The sequence below is a fragment of the Hungatella sp. L36 genome (assembly GCF_014288035.1).
Genome location: NZ_JACOPC010000001.1, coordinates 940615 through 965304, shown reverse-complemented (window position 1 = coordinate 965304; position 24690 = coordinate 940615). Strand labels below are relative to the sequence as shown.

The window sequence follows — 24690 nt, the reverse complement described above, 5'->3', positions numbered from 1 at the left end:
AAGCAAACGCAAAAATACCGCCGCTCATGACGGCTGCATGGGCGACGGTATTTTGCGGAATACAGTGGATTTCAAACACCTTTATGGGTGAAACTGTACCGGGGCCACCTCCGGTGTCAGGGGTTCCATCCGGTATTCCGGGAACTGATCGATCAGATCGTTCAAACAGAGTGCCGTGCTGTGGACAATGTCATGGGCCAGCATCACCACGTGTTTTCTTCCCAGCGCCGTCTCCCGGGCGTTCGCAATCAGTTCTTCCGGCTCGGATTTCTTTAATGCATCTTCCAGGCTGGCATTCCAGTCGAAATAAATGAAGCCTCTGGCCGTCATCTCTTTGATAATATCCTGATATACCGGTTTATTGTATGCATTAATGCTTCCGCCCGGAAAACGAAAGAGCGTTACTCTCACTCCGGTCACTTCAAGCACAGTTTTGTAGGCCTCGTTGAAATCTTCAAGATAGCTGGCTGTGCTTTGATAAATCTGCTCGTAATCATGGCGGTTGCAGTGGATTCCAATGGTATGGCCTTCTGCTGCGATCCGCTTTGCCACCTCCGGATTTTTCCTGACGTTTTCGCCTACCAGGAAAAATGTCGCCTTTATGTTCCGGGCTTTCAGCACATCCAGAACGGCGGCGGTATTTTCCGCAGAAGGCCCGTCATCAAAGGTTAAATACATGGTTTTGGGGTGGAAAAAGGCGTCGATCCCTCCCGCGATGCCCTCCGCCAGCTTCTCCTGATATTCCGCCTGGGTAAGCTTTCCGCGTTCCTCCGGGCTGGACAGGAAGCCGGTCTCGATCAGGCACGCAGGCATCTTCGTCCAGCCTGTCACCACAAAACCCGCGTCGCCCCTCAGTTCCCTCTCCTTGGCTCCAGTACGCTTCACCGTTTCCTCATGAATCAGGAGAGCCAGCCGCCTGCTGTCACGGGAGGGGTCCGTTCCGTCGTACCACGTCTCGATTCCGGTTGGCTCTTCCTCTTCATACGTATTCTGATGAATGCTCACAAAGGCATCGGCGCCATAGCGGTTCGCCGCTTCCGCCCGCTGCTCCTTCGTCATATAGATATCAGTTTCCCGGGTCAGAATCACCCTGTAGCCCGATTCCACCAGCTCCTCCCGAAGCTTCTTTGCGATTTCCAGATTGATGTCCTTTTCCAGTACCCCGTCTGCGTAACAGCCCTCATCGGTCCCTCCGTGGCCCGGATCTACTATAATAAGCGGATGTTCCGGGTCGCTTTCTGTGGTCTGGAAAACTGTTTGTTTCTCCGTCCGGCTCTGTACGCCAGTTTCCTGCCATGTGCCGCTTCTATCATTTTTGCCTGCTGCCTCCAACTGGTACTCTGCCAATTTTCTGATTTCCGACGCCGTCTGGCTCCCGGTCGCCGCCTGCGCCTCAGCCGCCACCGGGCTCACCGCCGCATCACCTCCCGGAAACATCCCCATCGTCTCCATTGCCGTAAACAGAAACACAGCCGCAATTCCGCCAGCCGCTGCCGCAGCACAATCCTCCAGCCATCTTCTTCTCGTGTTTCTCCCGTTTTTTCTGCAACGGGTTTCTCGTTCGTATCTCATTGTACAGCTCCTCCCTCGCCAGGGCATGTTTGAAAATTCATTTCTGCCGTCTGCACGCCCTGCGAAACCGATCCGGAAGGCTTTTGTGCAGTCAAACACCTGCCGCAGGCAGCGGCACATTAAAATGTCCCTTTCTGCTGCACAAAAGCTCCTGTGTCATCCGTCTCAATATTCATTGATTCCAGATTACACAGGAGCTGCATCAAAAGATCATCATTTTTGCATCATAGTTGCATCATCTCGATATTTTTACAAATAATTCCTGGATACCGTCGTAATAACCGACCGTCGCAGTCGTATTTCCTTTTCCGGTTCCGGGAAACACGTACTTCTTAAAATACGGCGTCATTTCCATCAGCGGATTGTTTCCCTCATAGGGCTGCGGAGCTTCCAGTCCCAAATATCCGCTCCACTTCCCGGCGATCTCATCCGGATCCATGTCAGCCCAGGTGCGTTCCGTCCGGACATAAAACTCATATAGTTTTCCATCATCCGCGTCGATATAGGCATCGATCAGGCGGTTTCCCCGGTCGTTGTTTTTCTGAATGTTGGAAAGGCTGACCTTCCACACTGCCACGTTATTCCGAGGCTCCAGCACGTCGATCGCAGAATAGAGGACAGCGTCGTAGGCGGAACGATCGGCTTCTCTCACGGAATCAGGAAGAATTCCCAGTTCTTTCAGCGTTTCAAGGCCCTCGTTTACGACCCCAAACAGCTCCTCCTCTTTGATCTCACGATCGGACGGTCCTCTGTGATTGACGATAAACGCATACGTTCCCGCCGTCTCTCCGTAGGCTTCACCGGAAGCCTCCTGCCTCTCCCCGGCATACGGTTCGCTCTCAGGAAGCGTCTGGCTGTTTAAAGCCTCCGCCAGGATAAACAGCTTATCACTGCGGCTTAAGGAGTATCGGTATCCCTCGCCTTCTCCCTCCCCATCTTTTACGTGAATCTCATTCAAAACCGATTTGTCGCGGTATCCGGATATGGCTTCCGGCCCCCAGATGGCCAGAGCCATGACCAGGGCGGCAAACAGAAGCAGCAAGAAATTTACAGCTGTTTTTTTCATACTTCGCCACCTCCTTCGCCGTCGCTCCGCCAGGCGGCAGGAGCGCCGTCTTCCCACGGGAGGACAAAGCTGAAGCAGGAGCCTTTTCCCGGCTCGCTCTCGATTTCCAGCCTGCTGTGATGCAGAAGCAGTATCTCCTCACAGAGAGCCAGCCCCAGGCCGGCTCCGTTTCTGCTCCTGGAACGGGATTTATCCACCATGTAAAATGCCTTCGTTATCTTGTAAACTTCCTCCTCCGGAATCCCGACACCGTGATCCTTAACGGAAAAGCGGTAGCCCTCCGAAACGGCATACCCATCCACATCGATGCGGCTGCCTGGCTCTGATGCCTTGCAGGCGTTGTCCAGAAGATTGATGAGCACGGATTTTATCAGGCTTGCGTCACACCGGATCATCCCTTCATCGTAAGTAAAATGAAAATCCATATTTTTCTTCGCCGCGTACATATCATACAGGTAGAAAAACAGCGATTCCGCAGAGACCATCTGAAGCTCGATCTCCTGGCGTTTCGTCACAATGATGTCTAACAGCCGAAGCGACATCGTCTCCAGACGCCGTCCTTCCGTGTAAATGTAATTGGCGCACATAAAACTCTTCTCCTCATCCAGCCGGTGAGACCGCAGCATATCCGCATAACCAATGATCGCGGTGAGCGGCGTCTTAAGCTCATGGGCAAAGGCACCCACGAAATCTTCCCTCGCCCGGATCTCTTCTTCCAGCTTGATGATATTATCTTCCAGCGCGTTGGCCATACGGTTGAAGTCCGCCGTCAGCTGCCCCAGCTCGTCGTCGCTTACGAGCCTGGCGCGATAGTCGTAGTCGCCCGCCGCCATCCGTTTTGTGGCCCGCGTCAGCAGCCGGATCGGCCTTGTCAGCCAGGAAGAAATGAAATGCATGAGAACCGTTCCCAGAAGCAGAATAACGACCGTCACCCTCCGGTAAACCACAAAGCCCGTAGCCCGGTCATGAAACACCTCGGTGACGTCTCTCATCGTCTCTAAATAAAGCCTCTTATCCAGCGCCTCCACCCGGGCGGCCGTCTGAATATAATAGCTGTCGTCCAGCCGGATCACCCGGTAGGTCTTCGTATTTTCGTCAAGTGCGAGAAGCAGCCCGTCATCGGCCGTGAAGCCGTCTGCTGCGTAAAGCACCTGTTTCTGATCATCGGAAATCCGCAGCATACGTCCCGTGTCCTGCCCGCCTGCCTCTAAGTTGGAGGCGATCTGACGCGTCGTGTCTTCCTGCAGCACATCATATTTGGCCGGGACATTGAGCGCGGCCGTCTCAAATGCAAACTTCAGAATGCTGCTCTCATCAAGCGCCTGCCCGGCTTCCCGGTCCAGGGCACGTTCAAACACGTAATTAACGAAATAAAACCCGCTGAATCCAAATGCAGCCGCCATGACAATCATGGTCCATAAAAGCAGTTTCAGTGAAAATTTCATCGCCCTACCTCAAGCCGGTACCCCACCTTATATACGGCCACCAGCCGTGGAAATTCGCCGTTTTCCCAGTTCAGCTTCTTCCGCAGACGCTGTACATGCAAATCCAGCGTACGGCTGTCGCCGGAGTATTCGCCCTCCCACACCTTCTCATACAGCGTTTCCCGAAACAGCGCCACATTCCGGTTCCGCAAAAAGAGGACCAGGAGCAAAAATTCCTTATTGGTCAGCTCCACCGGCATTCCGCCCTTCATAACGGTCCTCGCCTCCACATCGACCACCACGTCGCCCGCAGACAAACGCCTCTCCGTCTTATTGTATCTGCGCAGAACCGCTTCCACTCTGGCCACCAGCTCGACCACATCAAAGGGCTTCACCAGATAATCATCGGCCCCCAGCTTAAGCCCCTTCACCCGGTCTCTCACCTCATATTTTGCGGTAATGAAAATAACGGGTATCTCCATGGGGCGTATGTATTCCATGATGTCGAAGCCGTCAATCCCCGGCAGCATGATATCCAGTAAAATGAGGTCAAATTTCTCATTTTCTATGATTCTGAGCGCCTCCGCCCCATCCTGAACCGCCGTGCAGTGGTATCCGGCCTCCGACAGGTTCAAATCGATCAGATCGCAAATCGGTTTCTCGTCGTCCACTATCAGTATTTTTATCATGATTCCTGTCTCCACCCCCAATAAGCCCTGGCCTTTTCCACCAGTTCCTCCATCGTGCTGTCGTCTTTACTCTGGTACTGTTTCTTAAATTCTGTTTCCGGATAGAATCCGCCCGTCTTCTGGTAATAGATGGAATAATCATTTTCCAGGATCGTCTCACCGTCTTTTCCCTCATAGCTGTACCGCGCCAGAACCGCCAGATCCTTCATCCCGTCACCGTCAATGTCTCGGCAGGCGACTCCCTTCAGCGCATACAGATTTTCATAGTCGCCCATAGGCTGAAAGCTCCATACGATGTAGCCCTGCTCATTGACGAGATAGACCATAAATACGGTATACTCCGCCATCCGGTACGTTCCCGGAACCACCAGAAGGTTCCCCAGCTTCTCGAACTTGCGCCAGTAACTCTGCTCGGATACCACCTTGAATCCATGTTCCTTTAATTCATCCAGCGTAGCGGCTGTATACAGGAATTCAGTTGAATATCCATCCTCTAAGAAAGAGGCGATAAACCGGATACTCTTGTTCATTCCAAACCGGTTAATCTTGTCGGAGAGGCGCCAGTCGCGGTAAAAACCAGTTTCATTCTGAAACAGCACATCTCCAACCTTATATGCCCTGCCTGCGGCGGAATCTTCCTTTTCACAGGAAGTAATCAGCAGAATATCTGTCTTTCCGTCTCCGTCTAAATCCTGAAAAGAGACGGCGGAAATCCCCTGATTGAGCTGATTAAGCTCCCCTCTGACCTGATTGTTTGTCTCCAGCTGATCCGTCTGATAGACCGTGTTTCCGTTTTCATCTGCAAAAAACAGGACGAGGCGGTGATACGTCCGGTCAATGGCAGGAATCATGGAGACATCCCCAAATGCTTTTACCGTCATGGTAAATACCTGGTTCTCAATAATATCGAAACCGCTTGCGGCGATATCCGCCTCTTTCTTCACACCTTCAAGGCGTTTCTGATAGGCATTGTAGGCGTAAAGCGCACTTTGCTCCTCCTCCGCCTGCACGGGAAAGCGGCCGGGACAGGCCGCGGAAAACAGGGACAAGCACAGAAGGCCTGCCGCGGTGCGGACAAATAATTTTCTGTATTTCAAAGGGATCACCTGCCTTTTTCTTCGGACTCAGACGTCATTCGTGTACATTGATATTTTATCAGACATAGCGGGAAAATGGAATGGCGAAAGCAAAAAAGCAAGAGCCGCCCACCGGACATTTTTGATGATTGGGTGGTTCACTATCACCTGGCTTCACCTAACTCACAAAAGCCTTCCTGAACTCTTCGTATGATATTTTCCCCGAAGTAAAACCTTCAAGTGCCAGATATCTCTTTTCCGCCGTTGTATTATCCCGGTTGTGACACCGGTCCACGAGCCTGTCTTCCTCAGCCAGCGGCTGTTCGATATGCTTCCGCTCACTATAAGCCTCAAAGTACCGCAAGCCAAACTTTCTCTGTGAAACGGCATTGATATGGATTCCGTCCGGATTTGCCGTAAGCCCTTTTGCCGTGACAAAGTAACAGCACGGATTCTCCTCAGCAAACCGCTGCAGCTCCTGATTGATCCGTTCATACTCGATGCCTCCTGCACCGAATGCGGTTTTTCCCAGATAATCCCCGAGTCCTCCTATGATAAACGGAATGTCGGCAGCATTCAGTGCCTCTCTTAAATCCGTCACAAGCCTGTACAGTTTTTCGTAATACATCTTATATTTTCCGCTGTCACTGTCGCTTTCTCCCTGATGCCACAGGATTCCCGCCAGTTCACTGTTCTCCACCGCAAATTTTGCTTCGCTGACCGCGTGGCGGAACAGCACGCCCTCTGTCTCCCATTCATCGATGGAGCTTCCGCCTTCCGCACACGGAATCAGGCCTATCTTTTCATCCGGATTCATGCGGCACCAGGCTTCTGCAAAGGACGCCGCCAGGCTTACGCCTGCAACCGGCCGGTCATAGTTTATCGGCTCAGTCATCATCTGCCATCTTCCGTTGCGCAGCATCTCGATTCTTTCATTATAGATTGAGGGCACTTCATGAACGAAGCCGCGCCCTGCCATGTTTGACTGACCGATTAACAGAAATGATTTCATGGATTACTACCTCCGTTACAACAAATTATTTTTTCCTATAAGCATCTTTCGCATTGTGAGCGAAAAAAATCAGGGCGGTAACCGGTCCTGTTGTATCCAGTATACCATGACTGGAATAAAATTTCAGCAGTTTTTGGCTTTACCGTAGTTCACAACGCTGTCTTTCTGTTTTATAATGAACCTGTAAGTACACATACGGAGGATGTCTATGAACGAACGAATCGTGGAATACATTAACATTTTAGGAGGATTTTGCGGAAAAAGAGACGTTTCCCAACTGTCTCCCGAAGAATTAAAGAAAACTTACGGAATCGATCAGGCAGACGTTATGGTGCTGTTTGGCGGCAGCATTCTGTGCGGCGGCGATGTACTGGCCCAGGCGATGCAGAGCCATGCCGCGAAAAAGTACGTCATTGCAGGCGGAGCCGGCCATACCACGGAAGCGCTGCGAATCCGGGTCCATCAGGAATTCCCTGATATTGAGACGGCAGGACTGCCGGAAGCCAGGGTCTTTGCTTCCTATCTGAAGGCACGCTATGGGCTGGAGGCCGATCTTCTGGAATGCTGCTCCACCAACTGCGGCAACAATATTACGTATCTTCTGGATCTGCTGCGGGAAAATCAGATTTCCTTCCGTTCCATCATCCTGGCACAGGATGCCACCATGCAGCACCGCATGGAAGCCGGACTGCGCAAGTACGTCTCGGATGACGTCACCATCATAAATTATGCCGTCTACCAGGCAAATGTCATCATGAAGGACGGGAAGCCTGCCTATGATACAGAAATCTTCGGCATGTGGGACATCGACCGTTATCTCACGCTTCTCATGGGGGAAATCCCGCGTCTCACCGATGGTCCGGAGGGATACGGACCCCTGGGCAAAAATTATATTGCGCACGTCGACATTCCCGACAGCGTCGCCGCCGCTTTTGATGAGCTTCAGCACACCTGCCGCGGCATGGTGCGGCAGGCCAATCCGCTGTATGCCTCCCGGGACTAGCGGCCGCTCACCACTGCCCTGTTTCAGGCTTTGCCAGTCCCCGCACCCGGGTCTCCGGTACTGGCCTCGTAATGAAAAGCAGGATAGGATTACCGGCTTGTGATGATTCTGCCGGTCATTCTACCCTGCTTTTTTCTATCTGGATTAATCCCAAAATGAAGTGCTTTCCTGAAAAATGTCAAGTGCTATAAAGATATACTCCTGCAGTAATTCCAACTCCAGTCCGGTGTCAGATTTCTGGCTGGTACGGTGAATTCCTTATCCGCGTCCAATCCTCTCTGCGATCTCCACAAGACTTGGCAGACAGGCATCAAAGAACATCTTATACGACTGACAGAAGTACTGATGATTCCCGTGATCCTCCTGTCTGGTTCTCCGGCAGCCGCCGCGGCAGAGCATTGCGTATCGGCAGTCTGCACACGCCTCCTCCTTCTGAAGGGATTTCTCGATAAATTTTATCTCTTCCCGCTTCTTATCTATCATCTCCACCGTATCCGTCCGGAAATTCCCCAGACGGTACTCGTCCAGCACATAGAAATCGCATGGATACACGGTTCCATCCGCCTCTACCACGTACTGCATTCCGCAGGTCCCGCGCATGTCGCAGGATTCCGGCATCTGGCCCAGCAGAATCGCGATATAATTCTCAAACTGCCGGATATACGGCTGTTTTCCCTCCTTCAGATCACGGAACCACAGCTCGAACAAATCGATCAGAAACGTTCCGTACGCCTCCGGTGTCAGCGAATAATCCCGGCCACCCGGTTCTTCCATGAGCGGATCGAGACAGGCGATAAACTGCAGGTAATTTAACTGATTTTTCCGGTAGAACTCATACGTTTTTTTGATATGAGGCGCGGTTCTCGCATGCACCACGGAAAGTATGTTGAAGTCCACTCCGGTCTTCTTAAGCATTTCAATATTTTCCATGATCCGGGTAAAGCTGCCTTTTCCTGCGGGAGTTTTCCGGTAATAATCATGCTGCTTCGGTCCTCCATCCAGGGATACGCCCACAAGGAAATGATTTCTCACAAAGAATTCCGCCCACTGCTTATCCAAAAGCGAACCATTCGTCTGGATTGCATTGAAAATCTTCACGTTGTTGACATTGTATTTTTCCTGAAATTCGATGGACTTTTCAAAAAACGGAAGCCCGCTCAGCGTCGGCTCGCCTCCCTGATACGCAATCGTGCAGCTTCCCTCCGAATAAGCCAGAACCTGGCGGATCACATCCTCTAATGTCTCAACCGACATAAACCCGTAGGCCCCCTGTTCCCGTTTGGACATCGTATCATAATAAAAACAGTATTCACACCGCAGGTTGCAATTTCCTGACGATGGTTTAATCAGTACACTGATTGGCGGCATAAGCACCCTCCCTCTTTCGTACCGGCAATCATGCCGGCGGCCATTTTCATAAACACACTGATAAATATTATAATGGTTTCTTACCGTAAGTACAAGAGTAAACTTAAGCCATGCCCGGTAATTGGGGGAAGTGTTCCAGTCTCCCCGGCGGCCCTGCTTCCCGTCCCGTCCCGTCTGGCTCATGCGGCCTTTCCTGTGACTTTGCAGGGTATTAGCAATTCTTAACGCGCAGGATTTTTCGTTCAGGGGAAATGACCACCTGTCTGAGCGCAGCGAGTTTGGGCATTTCCCCTGGTTTTTAGAAAAATTCTGCACGTTTAGAAGTGCTTATGCCCGAAACCGGAACTGGAAAGGCCGCATGAGCCAGACGGGACGGGACGGGAAGCAGGGCCGCCGGGGAGAAGCAGTTCAGTTACCCTCTCTCAATCTCCTCCACAATCTCTTCCAGCGTCTCAATCTTTACCGCCCCAAACATCGCCAGGCTCCGCAGAGGCATGTCAAAAAGCATGGACAGCATCATGCGGCTGATGTCGTCTTCGCCTGCATACTGGGCCGAGTATCCCTCGACAAGACCGCCCAGCAGGGCTTTTCCTTTTTCGCTTGCCAAAGCTTCTTTTACGGTTGTATTCAGTGTAATTCTGCTGGCGGCCGGCGTTAAGGGGAGTTCTCCCTTAAACAGGCGCTTAAACTGCTCTCTGTCTGCCGAGAAACGGCCGTCCTTTACGACTTCGCTGACATCATATCCGGGTATGCCGGAAAGCTGCATCCCCTGAAGGTTCAGCTCCTTGCTGAGTCTTAACTCACGGCAGGAGGACGCCGCATAGATCTGATACGTGCCCGCTTCAACTGCCCAGCCGAAGAGGTCCGTATCGTAAATGGAAAAACTTCTCTTGTCCAGGCCGATTACCACTTCCTGCGATTCTCCCGGCTGCAGGAACACTTTTTTAAAGCCCTTCAGTTCTCTGACAGCTCGCATCACAGCCGACTGTTTTTTGCCGATATAGAGCTGAACCACTTCACCGCCGGCGGTTTTACCCGTATTGGTCACTGTAATTCTGGCCTCGCCCATCTCTGCCTCTTCATCCCATATAAGGTCCATGGTATCGTAAGAGAAGGTCGTATACGACAGTCCGTATCCAAATGGATAGGCTACCGGTTTTTCAGCCCAGTCGTAGTAACGGTAGCCGACAAAAATACTTTCGCGGTATTCCACGTCCTTTCCTTCTCCTGCGAAATGCTCATAACACGGGGTATCTTCCAGTGAAAGCGGAAACGTCTCCGCCAGGCGGCCGGAAGGATTCACCGCTCCGGTCAGCACATCTGCGCAGGCGCTTCCCGCCGCCTCTCCGCCCAGACAGGCGAGTAAAATACTCTCCACCCGCTCTCTCCATGGCATTAGGACGACGGAGCCGCAGAGGAGAACGACCGTTACATGGGGATTTACCGCAGCTACCGCCTCGATCAGCGCTGTATGGGACTCCGGCATATTCAAATGCGTCCGGTCAAAGCCCTCACTCTCATAGGAATCCGGCAGTCCGGCAAATACGATGACACCATCCCGCCCCTTGGCACAGGCGGCTGCCTCTTCCATCAGCGTCTGATTGATGGTATCATGTTCCAGCTCATAACCAGGTGCATATTCAAATGCAATGCCATTTTCGCGGAGAGAATCCAGCACACAATCGACCTGATGGGGATTGATCTTTGAGCTTCCGGCGCCCTGATATCTGGGCGCTTCGGCAAATGCGCCGATCACCGCATAGGAACCGTCTTTCTTGAGCGGAAGCATTCCGTCATTTTTGAGCAGTACTGCGGATTCTGCCGCAATCCGCCTTGCAAGCTTATGGTGTGCCGCCGCGTCGTACTCTTTTTTGCGGACCTCACAGGCTTTCCTGATCATGGTAAGGAGACGCTCTGCCGCGCGGTCTAATACCGCTTCATCCAGCTCTCCATTTCTCACTGCATCGGCAATTTTCTTATCATTATGGGGATCCGGTCCTGGCATTTCAAGCTCAAGGCCGGCTTTCAGTGCTTTCACCCTGTCATTCATGGCGCCCCAGTCAGTCATGACCAGCCCCTCAAAGCCCCACTCTTTCCGAAGAACCTCCGTCAGCAGCCACTCATTTTCACAGGAGTACACATCGTTAATCCGGTTATAGGAACACATCACGGTCCACGGCTGCGCCTGTTTTACCGCCTTTTCAAACGGGGCCAGATAGATTTCTCTGAGCGCCCGCTCGTCCACCACCGAATTGCTGACAAGCCTGGCCTTTTCCTGATTGTTGGCTGCAAAATGCTTGAGAGACGTTCCGATTCCCTGGCTCTGAACACCGTTAATCCAGGCAGCTGCCATCTCGCCGGCCAGATACGGGTCTTCGCTGAAATACTCAAAATTACGGCCGCAGAGCGGAGAACGCTTGATGTTGGTTCCCGGTCCTAAAATAACCGCAACCTCCTCCTGAACACACTCCTCTCCGATGGCCTGCCCCATTTCATACAGAGCAGCTTCATCCCAGCTGCTGGCCGAGGTAACCGCAGGCGGAAAACAGGTGGCCTTTACGCTCTGGTTCAGCCCCAGGTGATCCGCCTCACCGGCCTGCTTGCGCAGACCGTGAGGGCCGTCGGTTACCATGATGGAGGGAATATCCAGACGTTCAATACCTTCCAGCTGCCAGAAATTCTTTCCGGAGCACAGAAGCGCCTTTTCTTCCAGAGTCATGGATTTTACCAGAACTTTTATATGATCTTTGATTCCATTTGTCATAGTTTTCAACCCTTCTTTCTCTCGTCCAGTTCCGTGCGGATCTGGGAGTATTTCTCATTGGTAATCTCATAGAATGCCATGGAAATCAGGGATGCTATATAACCGAGTACCGGCATTCCGAAACGCAGGAACACGATCATATTTAATACCTGCGGAGTCTGCTCCTGATTTGCTACAAAGCCGACCAGTCCCAGGAAGAAGCTGGCGATAAATCCGCCGATCGCCATGCCAAACTTGTTGATAAATGTCAGGGAGGAGGACATCAGGCCATCTGCTCTCTGACCGAATTTCCACTCGCCGTAATCAGAACACTCCGGAAGCATCGCCCATCCAAGGTTGCTTGGAATACGGGAAATGAATCCGAATACAGCCATCATGCTCATAAGAATCGTAACCGATGCCGTAGGCTTCAGCCACATGACCACCAGCGGTACAATCGAGAACAGGCTTCCGAACCAGTACAGGCGTTTTTTCCCAAACACTTTGGAGAGTGCGGGAAGCAGCGGAAGGAGAATGATCCCGGCAAACAGAATGGCGGAGGCAACCTTGGGAACCAGATCTACCCGGTTTAACACATACTTAAAGTAATACATATTTACGGCGCTGTAGGTCGCGTTGGCCAGTACGTCCGTACCGAAGGCGATCATGAGCATCAGCATGGGTTTGTTTTTCACCAGCAGCTTCAAATCTTTTGCCATGTTCATCGGAACGCGTTCTTTTTCCATATCACAGACATCGTACTTCTTTCCGCCCCATGCGCAGATCCAGAATGCGGCAGTCGTCAGAATACCGATGAGTGCGCCATATATGGCCCATCCCTGTTTTCCGCCGCCAAATGCTTCTACCAGCGGAAGTGCCATGATGGTGATAATAAACTGGGATACGGTTCCCATGCCCTGCTTCCATGAAACGATAACCGTTCTCTGATACGGATCCTGAGACATAACCGGCGTCAGGGAATGATACGGGATATTTACTACGGTTGAGGCCAGAGAATATGCGATGTAGACCACATAGACGTAGACCACTTTCATATTCGGTGATAAGTCCGGCGCAGTGAAAAGAAGGAAGATAAGGAATCCAAGGACCGGAGCTCCCCAGATAATCCATGGCCTGTATTTTCCCATTTTCGAGCGGGTGTGGTCACCCATCATTCCCATAATCGGATCGGTAAATGCGTCGATAAATCTGGATATCAGCATGAGGCCTGAAACCACCATGGAGCTGATTCCGAAGATATCGGTATAAAAGAATGTAAGATAAGACATTACAAGAAAGAATGCGAGGTTTGACCCCAGTCCCCCAAATGAATATTTGAACACATCCAAAAACTTTGCTTTTGCATACTTCGTTTCCATACGTTTCTTCTCCTTTATAAATAAATGTTTCGTGTAAAATCCTTTTCCATTCTGGTGTCTTTTTGAAATGGAACGACGTCACACGTATCCTGGTAAAATTCCAAAAGCTTTTCCTTCATTTCCGCGATTATGGGCGCATATTCAGGGCATCCGATGCGGTTTTTGGTCTCCTTCGAGTCCAGTCTCAAATCGTAGAATTCGTCTTCCTCATAGAGTCTTCTGATATATTTGTAATCCCCTGTACGGCACATCGTGGCTTTTCCGTTGTACATCTCATCGGAGGCCTGTAAAAACTGCCTCGGATAGTACTGGCCGCCCGGATCCGGTACGGCCTGGCCCCCGGTCTCCTTGCAGTGGTCTTCTCCCTTTCGGAAACCGCCCTCACAGAACACCGCCTGGCGAAGCGCCTCTTCCCGCTGTTCCATATAAGGAATCAGGGATTTTCCAAAATGTGTGTGTTCGGCGGGCAGCTCTGCCACCGCCTCCGCAGTTGCGTAGAAATCAACCAGCTCCGTCATTTCCTGACTGACGCCATGGCGTTTCTGCATCGCGGCGGGCAGCTTCACAAGAAACGGGACATTGGTCAGGCAGTCCTCAAAACAGTTCTGAACCTTCTCCACCAGACCGTAATCTCCGGTATAATCTCCGTGATCGCTGAAAAAGAAGACGGCAGTATCATCGTAGATGCCTTTTTCCTTCAATGCACGGACGATCTGACCCGTCAAGTCATCCACCTTGCTGCACATCCCTAAGTAAACCGACCGCAGCTCATCGTACTCCTCTTCGCTCCAGTCCTTCATGTTCTGCAGTACCGCAAGTTCTCTCTGCATTCTGGATTTTCCCCTATATCCCTCCGGAGGCAGAATCCGTTCCGGCAGCTTCTTCCGGTCAATACGGCTGAAATACGGCTCGCTGATCTGATAGGTCGGGTGGGGAAGCATCAGGGGCAGAAAGATGCAGAATGGCCGTTCCTCCTCATAGTCCCGGATAAATTCCGCCGCGCCCTCCGTCCAGACCTGATCCAGGTCTTTATGCTCCGGCAGCCTGCCCCGGTAAAAGGAATAGAAATTCTTTCCTCCCGGTTCACCCCGGAATGACTCCCTGGGCAGTGCATCCGGCTTCCGATCATTTCCGACAGTAAAATAAGTATCACAATAGCTTTTATAATACTCTGGATTCTGTGCCGGCAGCAAGTCATTTCGCTGGTTCATCCAGACATGGTACCCGTGCTCCTTCAGACGCTTTAAGAGAACCGGCTCGTGCTCATGCATCATGTGATTCATGGTACGGTGTCCTGCGACATGGGGATACCAGCCGCTCATAAAGCTGCACCGCGAGGGGGTGCACACCGGATTCTGGCAGAATGCATGTGCGAAGGATACCCCCTCTTTTGCCAATTCATCCAGATTGGGCGTAACCGCCGCCGGATTTCCCAGATGGAACATGGAATCCGCCCGCATCTGATCCGGATTGATAATCACTATGTTCGGGCGTTTTTTCATACCGGCCTCTCTTCCTCGAAACCCAGACGGCAAAAGAGCTCTTTCGGAGCGTCATTTTTCTCCATATATTCCCGGATATAAGCCTTCATCTGTGCGCGCACGGCCTCGTCCTCCAGGGAATGTTCCTGATCCGGGTCCTCTTTTAAGTCGAACAGCAGAGAACCGAATGACGTCGTGTCTCCCATATGGTCCTTACTCTCGATCTTCATAACCCTGCAGCCCTTCGTGAAGGAAAATGGCTCCGCCAGTTCCATCCCCGCCAGTTCCTCCGGGCGGAACATATACCGCATATGGGTAGGCATCAGCGTGTACTCACAGGCAGGAATCTCGGGATGCTCCGCCGCATGCATGTACACATACCGGCCGTCTGTCACATCCACCTGACTTCCATGGTATCCGAACACCGCGTATTTCCGGATAGGTTCATCCGAATCCATTACGCCGGCAAGCGGCTTTCCTTCCATGTCCTCCGGTATTTCCATTCCAAAAAATTCTAACAGCGTCGGCGCCAGATCGATGGTCTGTACGATCGCCTTTCTGCGGATTCCGGCGCACTCCTTTCTGCGGGGATCGTAAATATACAGCGGTGTATGGGAAATCTCTTCGTAGATCGGCATGCTGGTCTTTCCCCACCATCCGTGCTCTCCCAGCAGAAAGCCGTGATCCGTATTGACGATAAGCATGGTATCGTCCCACAGGCGGTATTGGTCCATCATATCCAGAACCTTTCCCAGGTACCGGTCGCACTTGGAAAGCAGCGCCGCGTATTCGTAACGAACGTGCTGAACCGTATTCTCATCTTCCGCCACTGCCGCGTAAGGCGGCCAGTCGGCTTCCTCTGCCGCATCTCCCAGAAAGGTATGGGGATAGAGCGCTTTGTCCTCCTTCAGTGAATAGAACGGTTCATGGGGATCGAAGGTCTCGATCTGCAGGAACCAGTTGTCCTCCCCGTGGTTCTTCTCGATGAATTCCAGCCCCTGGTGAAATGTAACCGCCTGGGAGGTCTTCTCTTCTGTATCCATATAGCTGCGGTTGACCGCGTCCTGAGCCATCATTCGTCTGTAAGGCGGATAACTCAGCATGACCTCCTTGTTCTTAAATACGGTGCCGCGGTCATAGCGGTATGACAAATCCGCTTTCCACAGATCACCCTCCTGCCCCCTGGAAATCTCCCAGGATGAATACCGGTTGTGGTAGGTACAGCCCCCATCCTCCCAGTAGTGCTGATGGTCGCTGACGAGATGGGTGTAGACACCTCCATTTTTCAGAATCTCCGGCATCGAGTCGTCGAACGGCTCCATCGGCCCCCAGCTTCTGTGGAAAAAGTTGATTCTGCCTGTGTGCAGCTCTCTTCTCGCCGGCATACATGGCATGCTTCCCACATAACAATTTTCAAATTGAACGCTTAAATCCGCCAGCCTTTTGAAATTCGGCGTCTTCGTCCAGTCACAACCGTATGATTCCAGTAAATCGCGTCTCAGGGAATCATACATCACCATAATTGCCTTCATGATACTCCTCCTGTCTTATCTTATTTTTCTGTATCTGCTGTACTCTTTTATCCGCTCTTTTTCTGATGAAGGTTTTCAATTCGCCTTGCGAATTGGTGCAAGCACCCGTCATACCGCATAACCGAATACCTTTGTGGCGTGCTGTACATCCATCATTGTTTTGAAAACGCTTTCAGAAAACGCTTTCAAAAAAGAGCGATCAAAAGGCTGCTCTTTAAAGCTGCCTTATTGATTCTCTGTCAAAAAACTTTGTTTCATATTCCCTGGAGGTCTCCTCCAGCGGGCGGTCTTCTATCATGTCCAGCAGAAGCTCTGCCGCTCCGCTGCCCATATCCTTCGCGGGTACAAAGAACGCTGAAATCTGGGGAAACAACCGCCGCCCTTCGCCACTCTTATGTTCAACGGACAGGATCGACACGGTCTCCGGCACAGAAAGCCGCAGCTCTCCGCACACACTCAATATAATCTGGGTCGTCTCAATGCCCGGCGAACAGATAGCGGTACAGCCGCCGCCTATTACATACTTTCTGAAATCTGCAATAAGGTCCGGCCGGATATCCGTCATATGTGAGAGCGCGATCGGAATCAGTTCCAGTTCTTCCAGCTCTTCTTTTGCCTTTTTTACAATGCCGGCCAGATAATTCTCATGAGTCGTGTAAAAATAGAGGACGATCTTCCGGTGCCCGTCTGCATACAGCGTTTCAATCATCTGATGCATATAGCTTTCGTACTGAGCGTAAACATTAATTCCCTTCTTGTGAAACTTTTTCCCTATGTATACCACGGGATACTCTTCATCCAGGATTTGTTTCAGCGCCTCTTCATCCATGGATTTGCCGTTTAGCCCGCTTAAGAGAAGACCGTCAATCCTTCTCTGCCTGACATACTCCATGAAACGCGGACTCCCCTTCACCCGGTTTGAGTATTCCTCCGACTCACTGATCAATACCATACTGTAATTATGTCTTGTCAGAACCCTCTCGATTCCCTTTAACAATTCCAGAGTGTAGGAGGATTCGAACACCGATCCGGAGTGAAATGGAGTATAGACTCCTATCATATTGGACCTCTGCTTCACCAGTCCTCTTCCGAACTGATTCGGTTCATACTGGTAATATTCCATCGCCTCTTTTACGGCCTGTACCTTCTTATCACTTACGTTGGCGCTGTTATTCAAAATCCTGGAAACGGTTGAGATAGAAACTCCCGCCCGCTTTGCTACGTCGTAAATCGATGCTGTCATGTTTTACCTCAATGCTGTCATGTTTTGCATTCATTTTTGAAAGCGTTTTCAAAGTTCCTGGACTTATAATAACAAAAAGAGAAATTGTACACAATATGATTTTTCTACAAAAAAGTATTTTTTATTTGTGCATATTCTACAAATTACTTGACTCACTTTTTTCGACTATCGCCCCTTGTTTTTCTCTTCCATGCATGCAGAAAGGAACCGGCAAATGGGTCTCCGGCTCCTTCTGTTCGTGCTGTTATTATCTCACTGTTTCATAATTCTGTTATTATTTCACTGTTTCGTGCTTCTTTACCAAACGTACTACGTTCCAGCTGTGTTTGCCGAAAACAGTGGAGAAAATACCGTTCTCCAGTTTAGAAGCTTCTGAATGGATCGGGCTCACCGTATCCGGCGCTGCTTCTGTGTTGACTGCTTTCATATCGTCATGGGTCAGAACGATATGTTCCTCCACCTGATACCCTTCAAACTGACGGAAATCACAGGAGACTTCTGCATCGTCCTCCAGATCTTTATTAACCGCGAAAATCGTTACGGCCTCCGCCTCCTCATCCCAGATGCATACACAGTCCAGGGTGGATACGGTGCCATAGGTCCGGCTCTCATATACCGGGGCCTTGATCTGAGTCATCAGAACGGTGCCTTTCCCATAGACGCTGGCGTGCATATATGGATAGAATATGGTCTGACGCCAGGCGCCTGTATCCGATGTCATGATCGGTGCGATTACATTGACCAGCTGGGCCAGGCAGGCGACCTTCACTCTGTCCGCATGTCTCAGCATGGTGATCAGCATGCTTCCTACCAGAAGCGCGTCTTCAAAGTTATAGACATCCTCCAGCTGGTGAGGCGCCTGATCCCACGCCTTGATTTCCTTGTCCTGCTCGTTGCTGTGATACCACACGTTCCACTCGTCAAAGGATAAATTGATGTTCTTTCCGCCGTGCTTTTTAGCCTTCACCGCGTCACAGATTGATACGACTCCCGAGATAAAGTCATCCATTCCCTTGGAGCAGGCAAGAAAATCTGCCGTGTCGTCGCTGCGGTTTCCGTAATACTGATGCAGGGATAAATAATCCACTTCGTCATAGCATTCGTCTAAAACCTGGTACTCCCAGTCTCCAAACGTAGGCATGGTCAGGCTGGAGCTGCCGCAGGCCACTGTCTCAATCTCCGGATCGAGCCACTTCATCATACGGGCCGTCTCTGAAGCGATTCTTCCGTACTCTCCCGCTGTCTTATGACCCATCTGCCATTTTCCGTCCATCTCGTTGCCCAGGCACCACAGCTTGATATCATGAGGTTTTGCGTAGCCGTGAGATTTTCTCAAATCACTGTAATAGGTGCCGCCCTCAAAATTACAGTATTCCAGCAGATTTTTCGCGTCCTCCGGACCTCTCGTTCCTAAGTTGACTGCCATCATCATCTCACTCCCGGCCTTCTTGGACCAGTCTGCGAATTCATTCAGTCCGAACTGATTTGTCTCAATCACTCTCCATGCCAGATCGGTTCTTGCAGGTCTTAGTGCCTTCGGTCCTACGCTGTCTTCCCAGTGAAAGCCCGATACGAAATTGCCGCCCGGATAGCGCACAATCGGCACCTCCAGCTCTTTTACCAGTTCCAGAGTATCTTTTCTGAAGCCCTGTTCGTCGGAGGAGGCAAGCCCTTCCTGGTAGATACCGCCGTAAACGGCACGTCCCAGATGTTCAATGAAGGAACCATATATTCTCTTATCAACACTGCCTGTCAGGAAATACTTATCAATGATAATTTCTGCTTTTTTCATTCTGTCATTCTCCTTTTTTAACTGTATATTCTTTACTCATATCTTATCAGGTCCAGGAGAAAAAACCAGTGACTTTTCTCCGAAGCATTTGATTTTTTCTCCGATTATGTTTATACTGTTATCATCCTATAAAGAATGAAACGAAACGACCAGACGGCAGATGTAAGGGAATCAGAATCAGGAGGAAGGGCCATGCTCAATTTTGAAATACATTTCTGTGAATACAACCGGCAGAATCCGCCAAAAGACAGGATTTACCGACCGGGAGGCAGCGGTGACCACTTATTCCTGCTGCTGAAAACTCCGATGAAATTCTACTTGAATAAAGAACTCACACTGGCCCGGGAAAATGCCTGCATCCTGTATACGCCTCAGACCATGCAGCACTATGAGGCTGTTCAAAAATTCCGGAACAGTTATATCCATTTTTCGTGCTCCGATACGCTCATCGAACGCTTTAAAATTCCGTTAAACTCCATTTTTTATCCTGGAAATCCCGATGAAATCGATGAGTACATCAGAGAGCTTCAGGAAGAACGGATCGCATCCCGCCCATTTGCGGAGGAAAAAGAATATTTTCTGCTGAATGAGATGTTTATTGCCATAGCCCGGGCCATGGCCGGAGAGAATACTGACATTGTGGAGAACCGGGAGCTGTATGAGATCTTCTTAAGTCTCCGTCTCGATATGCTCCGTAACTATGAAAAGCCCTGGACGACAGAAGATCTGTGCCGCAGGGCAAACCTGGAGAAGAGTCAGTTTTTTGCCTGTTACCAGAAATTTTTCCAGAGTACCCCTCATGCAGACCTTCTCTCCGTCCGCCTGGAAAAAGCCAAGAATCTGCTCACAAATGAGGCGCTTCCGATTAATCTGGCGGCCCGGCAATGTGGATTTTCCGATATCACCCACTTTTCCCGGTATTTTAAAAAAGAATGCGGGTGTTCTCCTAAGGAGTACGCCCGCAGATGGAAAGAAAATTGTTTGCCATAGAATTCGTATATTTAAGAGTGCTGCGGCGAAACGGCTCAGACCCGGAGCAGCTTTCTCACCAGAGAAAGAACCGCTCCGGCAGTGCTGCCGAGAAATAGAATATCACGATGGGAATTCACGGCCTCCATGGCCGCGGCTGCGCCTTTTGCCATCCCTCTCCACGCCTCGGCTTCAGCCGGTATCTCCGGCAGGACCACTGCCGCCGCCACGACTGCCGCCATGCAGAGAAGAAACGGCACAAAGCCTCTTCCCGTATCGTATTTCTTCATGCGCATGCCGCCTCCCGCTCCCGTTTTTGAGGGAATCCAGAGACACCAGATGAGCCCCATAAACAGCGTGATTCCTGCAAAGCCGACGTAGAGAGCCATTCCGTAGTTGGACTCCGCCGCCATGAACCGGATATCCCCCAGCGCCTGGCCGTGTTCCCAGAATGACTGTGCCATAAGGAACACCATACCCGCCATCAGGAGAAAGGAGGCCAGCTGCATCACTCTGGAGATGATTACAGTGGCTGTCACCATGCTTTTTACCACCACATCGCCAAAACTGACGCCGTCCTTGTCTGTCTTTTCGATTATACGGGTTTCTGAATCCGGTATGTCGAAATCGCGGCTTACCCTGGAGTCTGCATTACCGCGCATAGATCGGCTTCTCTGGTTCTTTCCCCGGGGCAGCCCGCTGTATGCCGAACTACTGCGTTCCCCGCCGTCCCAGTCCCAGCTCTCTTCTCTCTGTGCTTTTCGCCCTGCCATTCCGCGTGAAACCGGCCGTACCTTTTCCCGACTGTCATTCTCTTGACTGCCGTTCTCCTGGCTGCTGCGCAGGCGTTCTACCTCGCCCTCCAGCTTTTTCATTCGGGCTTCCTTTTTCTGCTGCTCTTTTCGCTCACCTTTCGATTCTGCTTTTCGTCCCTCAGAGCCTTCTTTGGACTTTTTAGGCTTTGGTGTTTTCTCTTTGGGCTTCTGTTTTTCCGACTTTCTGTTCCTCGGCTGATAGCTTTCGTTGTCGTCTGTCTCTGTATCGTTAAGAGAATTACGCCTGCCCCGGTTGTTTAAGAGGTTGGTATCATCAGTCTGGTTCTCATAGGACTGCTGATCTTCTGCATTTGAAGAGGCTTCTGTAAAATGACGACTCTTTAGGAGGGCCAGTGCTCCGATGATTGATTTCGCCGGATTGAAAGACTGGGATTCTGTGAGTGACTGGTCGTCTGTAAAAGGCTGGTCGTCCGCATATACTCGATCATCTGCGTAGGATTGGTCGTCTCCATATGACTGTCCAGCCAAAAATTCCGGATCATCTGTATCATACCGGTTATCCAAATATGAACCATTGCCCATATACATTCTATTGTCCGCATTCGTTCCATCGTCCACATACGCCTCGCCATCACTTTCCATTCGTTCTTTTATAAATGGCGGTTCCTCTGTGTTTAACCATTCTTCCGTTAAAAGCTTTTCCTCTGATCGCTCGCTCTTAACCGTCCAATCCCCCCGGCTCTTTTGTCCTTCCATAACCGGCGGTGTGCTTGCGGCGGCCTGTTCTTCCAGGCCCGCCAACTCCTCTGACAGCCGTTTTCTTATCTCATATTCCTCAGCCGATTCCATTAAATAACCGGTGCTCAGCGGTTCTCCGCAGTTATTGCAGTAGTTTCCTGATGTTTCATGTCCACATTTCGGGCAGATCATACCATCAATCCTTTCGTATTATTCCATGTGTAATCTGAATGCTTCTATCATAATAAAGTCCTGTCTTACCGTAAGTAATAAAATCATATTTCACCATAAGCGGCGGAATATTCGCCGCCGCGGCAGCCGCCAAATGAATGAACAGGCATGTCTGCCCGGCATTGATATTAAGTATACTATATTCACTGACGGGGAAGTATTAAGTTTCTCTTGCAAATTAGAGAATTATATGGACAGAAATGCAGAAAAACAGGAAGATTTTATTGACACAGCGGCGTTCTTATGAGATACTGGATTATATAGTTTTGATTACTACATATGGAGGTTCCAATATGAAGACTGCTATTTTGATTGATTCCGGCTGTGACGTTTCTGACGAGCTGGTTCAAAAATATCATATGAAGGTTATGCCCCTTCACATTATTTACCCGGAGAAGGATTACGTTGACGGAGTTGATATTTTTCCGGAAACGATTTATCAGAGATTTCCAAAGGAGATCCCCTCTACCTCCACGCCAAGTCCACAGGACGTTAAAAATATGGTGGAGGAAATGAAAGCGGAGGGCTATACTCATGTGCTGGCATTTTCCATTTCCAGCGGCCTTAGCGGTACGTATAATACGGTCAGCCACGTGCTCGGTGAAGAACAGGAACTGACTTCCTTTGTTCTGGATACCAGAAGTGTCTCCTTCGGCGCGGGAATTCTGGCGCTATGGGCGGCTATGAAGCTGGAGGAAGGCATGAGTTATGATGAGCTGACCGAGGCACTGCCGAAGAAAGTGAAGGAATGCAAGATATTTTATTACATGGATACACTGACCTATCTGCGCAAAGGCGGCCGGATCGGGCTTGTCACCTCAGTCGTAGGCAGCATGCTGAATTTAAAGCCGATTATCTCCTGTAATGAAGAAGGTGTCTACTATACAGTCGCCAAAATCCGGGGTTCCAGACAGGGACTTTCCAGACTTCTGGCGGAAGTAAAGGCCTTCGCGGGCGACGGCCCCTGCCTCACCGCCCTCTTAAACGGTGACGGAAAAGAAGCGGCTGAAGAACTGCGGCCGAAACTGCTCGCCGGTATTCCCCAGGGAACGCTGATCATGGAAAAGGCCATAACTGCCTCTCTGGCCGTGCATACCGGTCCCGGATTGGTTGGGATTGGCGCGCTTAAATTATAAAACACACATAAGATTGAATATAAGCAGACAAATAAAAATTCCCGGTCTCAAGCCAAGAACCGGGGATTTTTTTATTCTCCTGCTCTCAGCAATTATCTTTATACATAATCTTCCATTTTCATTGACAATCCCCATCTGCTTCTTTATACTTAGAGCAATGATTGTCACGAAGACAAGTTGTTTCCTCCAAGAGAAGACAGTTTCTTATATCGAAACAAAGGAGGTGAAAAATTGAATAACCGTAATGTAATAAGGAATTTCTTTAACCGACTTGCGCCGGACTGGATGGATGAGGATGAATTGGTCCCTGTCCGTGATGAGATCGTCCGCCGTTCCGCGCTTTCCGAAAATCGTATCATCCTTGATGCAGGGTGCGGAAAGGGTGTCATGGTTCCTCATCTCTTAAGCACGAATCCAAGCCGGCTTCTGGAGCTGGATTTGTCTGACGAGATGATACGGCTTAACCGCCTGCGCTGGGAGTATGACAGCCGCATTTCCTTTCTCTGTGATGATATTCTCACTGCTGACTTACCGGTTCCCGACGCTGTATTTATCTTTAATGCATATCCCCATCTTTTAGACAAAACGGCTCTGGCAAAAAAGCTTTCTCATCTGCTTCCCGCAGATGGAACCGTCGTGATCGCGCACAGCAGCGGAAAAGATTTCATCAATCAGATTCATCATGACAGCGGCGCCTGCGAGATGATTTCAATCCCTCTGAAATCCCCCCTGGAAGAGTATGAGCCATATGGCAAGTATTTTTCACTTACAGACTGGGAAGACAGTGATCGGCTGTATTACATGAAATTAACAAGAAAATAAAACACGAAATTCATGTCACGAAGACATCGTAAACTTAATGAATAAGTTTAGATCTTCGTGCTTTTTTATTTTGAGGAGGTATTTTTATGAATCAGACAGTAAAACTTACTATTTCCGGGGCCTGCGTGGCTCTCGGAGTCGTGCTGCCCATTGCATTTCACAGTATTCCGAATGCCGGAAGCATTTTTCTGCCCATGCATATTCCGGTACTCTTATGCGGTCTGCTCTGCGGCCCGTTATACGGTCTGCTCTGCGGCATTCTGGCTCCTTTGATTTCAAGCTTTGTCACCGGCATGCCGCCCATGGCCATCCTGCCGGGCATGACAGCGGAGCTTGCAGTCTATGGACTGATTTCCGGCCTGCTGATTCAAAAGCTGCCGGTTAAGAAACCGCTGGCCAGTATCTATCTCTCTTTAATTGCCGCTATGGTGTCGGGAAGAATTGTAAGCGGACTTTTGAACGGATTGATCTTCCGCGCAGGCCAGTACTCGCTTCAGGTCTGGGTTACCGGTTCTTTCATTACCGCGCTGCCGGGGATCGTCATCCAGCTGATTCTCATACCGGTCATGGTCGTCGCACTGCAGAAAGCCGGATTCTTTTCTACGAGACGAGTGACAGCATAAAAAATGCCATGACAG

19 protein-coding genes are annotated in these 24690 nt (G+C 50.5%); 5 read left to right on the top strand and 14 right to left on the bottom strand.

All coding sequences use genetic code 11. The features are described from left to right. Positions 1-81 precede the first annotated feature (81 nt). From H8S80_RS04160 to H8S80_RS04135, 6 genes are all read right to left on the bottom strand, one after another. Positions 82-1572, bottom strand: a complete 1491-nt coding sequence (locus tag H8S80_RS04160) for an N-acetylmuramoyl-L-alanine amidase (protein ID WP_117630506.1) — start codon at positions 1570-1572, stop codon at positions 82-84. Between the two features lie 235 nt (positions 1573-1807). Next, positions 1808-2638, bottom strand: coding sequence for a hypothetical protein (locus tag H8S80_RS04155; protein WP_117630321.1), 831 nt, complete (start codon positions 2636-2638; stop codon positions 1808-1810). Next, positions 2635-4083, bottom strand: a complete 1449-nt coding sequence (locus H8S80_RS04150) for a sensor histidine kinase (protein WP_025529371.1) — start codon at positions 4081-4083, stop codon at positions 2635-2637. The genes H8S80_RS04155 and H8S80_RS04150 overlap by 4 nt, the downstream gene beginning before the upstream one ends. Continuing rightward, on the bottom strand, positions 4080-4751 hold the full coding sequence (locus H8S80_RS04145) for a response regulator transcription factor (RefSeq protein ID WP_002600171.1): 672 nt from the start codon (positions 4749-4751) through the stop codon (positions 4080-4082). The genes H8S80_RS04150 and H8S80_RS04145 overlap by 4 nt, the downstream gene beginning before the upstream one ends. Further along, on the bottom strand, positions 4748-5857 hold the full coding sequence (locus H8S80_RS04140; protein WP_117630320.1) for an FG-GAP repeat domain-containing protein: 1110 nt from the start codon (positions 5855-5857) through the stop codon (positions 4748-4750). Before H8S80_RS04140 ends, H8S80_RS04145 begins: the two co-directional genes overlap by 4 nt. A 148-nt stretch (positions 5858-6005) precedes the next feature. After that, positions 6006-6839 carry a sialate O-acetylesterase gene (locus H8S80_RS04135; protein ID WP_117630319.1) on the bottom strand — a complete coding sequence of 278 codons (834 nt, stop codon included), beginning with the start codon at positions 6837-6839 and terminating at the stop codon, positions 6006-6008. 208 nt (positions 6840-7047) lie between these two features. Between H8S80_RS04135 and H8S80_RS04130 the strand changes: the two genes are divergently transcribed. Next, positions 7048-7842 (top strand): YdcF family protein, encoded by a 795-nt coding sequence (locus tag H8S80_RS04130; RefSeq protein ID WP_117630318.1) that lies wholly within the window; start codon positions 7048-7050, stop codon positions 7840-7842. A 258-nt stretch (positions 7843-8100) separates the two neighbouring features. Here H8S80_RS04130 and H8S80_RS04125 read toward each other — a convergent pair whose 3' ends face one another. From H8S80_RS04125 to arfA, 7 genes are all read right to left on the bottom strand, one after another. Continuing rightward, the gene (locus H8S80_RS04125) at positions 8101-9210 is read right to left on the bottom strand and encodes an anaerobic sulfatase maturase (RefSeq protein ID WP_002600175.1); all 1110 of its coding nucleotides are present in this window, start codon (positions 9208-9210) and stop codon (positions 8101-8103) included. Between the two features lie 412 nt (positions 9211-9622). Further along, the gene (locus tag H8S80_RS04120) at positions 9623-11974 is read right to left on the bottom strand and encodes a glycoside hydrolase family 3 C-terminal domain-containing protein (RefSeq protein ID WP_117630317.1); all 2352 of its coding nucleotides are present in this window, start codon (positions 11972-11974) and stop codon (positions 9623-9625) included. 5 nt (positions 11975-11979) lie between these two features. Further along, positions 11980-13332, bottom strand: coding sequence for an MFS transporter (locus H8S80_RS04115; protein WP_002600177.1), 1353 nt, complete (start codon positions 13330-13332; stop codon positions 11980-11982). Positions 13333-13346: 14 nt separating this feature from the next. Further along, on the bottom strand, positions 13347-14834 hold the full coding sequence (locus H8S80_RS04110) for a sulfatase family protein (RefSeq protein ID WP_117630316.1): 1488 nt from the start codon (positions 14832-14834) through the stop codon (positions 13347-13349). Further along, the gene (locus H8S80_RS04105; protein ID WP_117630315.1) at positions 14831-16345 is read right to left on the bottom strand and encodes a sulfatase; all 1515 of its coding nucleotides are present in this window, start codon (positions 16343-16345) and stop codon (positions 14831-14833) included. Before H8S80_RS04105 ends, H8S80_RS04110 begins: the two co-directional genes overlap by 4 nt. 214 nt (positions 16346-16559) lie before the next feature. Beyond that, positions 16560-17588 (bottom strand): LacI family DNA-binding transcriptional regulator, encoded by a 1029-nt coding sequence (locus H8S80_RS04100; protein WP_025529369.1) that lies wholly within the window; start codon positions 17586-17588, stop codon positions 16560-16562. A 274-nt stretch (positions 17589-17862) separates the two neighbouring features. Next, the gene (gene arfA / locus H8S80_RS04095) at positions 17863-19380 is read right to left on the bottom strand and encodes an arabinosylfuranosidase ArfA (protein ID WP_002600181.1); all 1518 of its coding nucleotides are present in this window, start codon (positions 19378-19380) and stop codon (positions 17863-17865) included. A gap of 192 nt (positions 19381-19572) precedes the next feature. Here arfA and H8S80_RS04090 point away from each other — a divergent pair, with 192 nt between their 5' ends. After that, positions 19573-20370, top strand: coding sequence for an AraC family transcriptional regulator (locus H8S80_RS04090; protein ID WP_002600182.1), 798 nt, complete (start codon positions 19573-19575; stop codon positions 20368-20370). A 35-nt stretch (positions 20371-20405) separates the two neighbouring features. On the opposite strand, the gene H8S80_RS04085 is transcribed toward H8S80_RS04090, so the two are convergent. Then, positions 20406-22055 (bottom strand): zinc ribbon domain-containing protein, encoded by a 1650-nt coding sequence (locus H8S80_RS04085; protein WP_117630314.1) that lies wholly within the window; start codon positions 22053-22055, stop codon positions 20406-20408. A 332-nt stretch (positions 22056-22387) separates the two neighbouring features. Between H8S80_RS04085 and H8S80_RS04080 the strand changes: the two genes are divergently transcribed. The 3 genes from H8S80_RS04080 to H8S80_RS04070 all read left to right on the top strand — a co-directional run bounded on the left by H8S80_RS04080 (position 22388) and on the right by H8S80_RS04070 (position 24675). Beyond that, positions 22388-23230, top strand: coding sequence for a DegV family protein (locus H8S80_RS04080; RefSeq protein WP_025529366.1), 843 nt, complete (start codon positions 22388-22390; stop codon positions 23228-23230). Positions 23231-23461: 231 nt separating this feature from the next. Then, on the top strand, positions 23462-24052 hold the full coding sequence (locus H8S80_RS04075) for a class I SAM-dependent methyltransferase (protein ID WP_117630313.1): 591 nt from the start codon (positions 23462-23464) through the stop codon (positions 24050-24052). An 86-nt stretch (positions 24053-24138) separates the two neighbouring features. Beyond that, positions 24139-24675, top strand: coding sequence for an ECF transporter S component (locus tag H8S80_RS04070; RefSeq protein ID WP_002600186.1), 537 nt, complete (start codon positions 24139-24141; stop codon positions 24673-24675). Positions 24676-24690 lie beyond the last annotated feature (15 nt).